An 824-nucleotide genomic window follows, 5' to 3' on the forward strand; every position below is an offset into this window, starting at 1 on the left:
GGTTACAAGCGTTCATCGAAAACGGGATCTGTACCCAAGAGCAGATCGATATCGGCCTGATCCGCTGCCGCGCCGAACCTTCCGACTTCATCCCGAGTGTCGGCAAGTTCATTCAAGGCTGCGTGCCAATGCCGGAAATGCTGAACCCACCGCTGCCGAACGTGGAGACGGCCTACAAGCAGGCCCTTCGTAACTGCCACCYAACGATGCACGGCGTTGCGAAGTGGTTTCACCCGGCCGTCTACCACGCAACCGCCGCCGCTGGATTTAACAGCCTGCCACTGCTCAGTCGAGAGCTGGGTTTGATCAGCTTCGAGAAGCGGTATCTGGAACAGGTTCGCAAGGTCTGGATGGGTGAGCAGCTCGGTCCAGTGCCGGTGGCGGAATTGGCAGCACCGCAAACTCAACGAACTCCCGATGTTGGCAATAAAGCCCTGGCTGAACTGCGCGCGCGCCGCGCTGGAGCATCCGCATGAGCGCATTGAATACCCAGGTCGCTGGCGGCCATTACAAGGCACTGAAGATCCAACCGATTGAATACATCCACGCGAACAGCATTCCGTTCGCCGAAGGCAGCGTCATCAAGTACGTGACCCGGTGGCGTGACAAGGGCGGGATTGCCGATCTGGAGAAGGCGAAGCATTTCCTCGAGTTGTTGATCGAGCTTGAGCAGGCGAGGGCTCCGGAATGAAGACGGCCAGTCCGAAGCTTTTCAAGCAGAAGGCCGTCCGTGCCAAGTCAGTCGACCGCGAAGGACAGGAGCAGGCCGCGTTGATGACTGAGCTGCGAATTCGCATGCCAGACGTAGCCGATCTGATTTATCA

2 protein-coding genes and 1 pseudogene are annotated in these 824 nt (G+C 58.4%); all 3 read left to right on the plus strand.

The annotated features are described in order from the left end of the window. Window positions 1-476, plus strand: a 476-nt coding sequence (locus tag AC1DRJ_RS30435) for a replication protein P (protein WP_477805378.1), incomplete at its 5' end; no start/stop codon positions are given. Then, complete coding sequence (locus AC1DRJ_RS30440) at window positions 473-691, plus strand: DUF3310 domain-containing protein (protein ID WP_477805379.1); 219 nt, start codon at window positions 473-475, stop codon at window positions 689-691. The genes AC1DRJ_RS30435 and AC1DRJ_RS30440, both read left to right, overlap by 4 nt. Then, window positions 688-824, plus strand: a pseudogene (locus tag AC1DRJ_RS30445) (VRR-NUC domain-containing protein); the annotation flags it as partial. The gene AC1DRJ_RS30440 and the pseudogene AC1DRJ_RS30445, both read left to right, overlap by 4 nt.

The sequence above is a fragment of the Pseudomonas sp. P5_B2 genome (genome assembly GCF_056400445.1).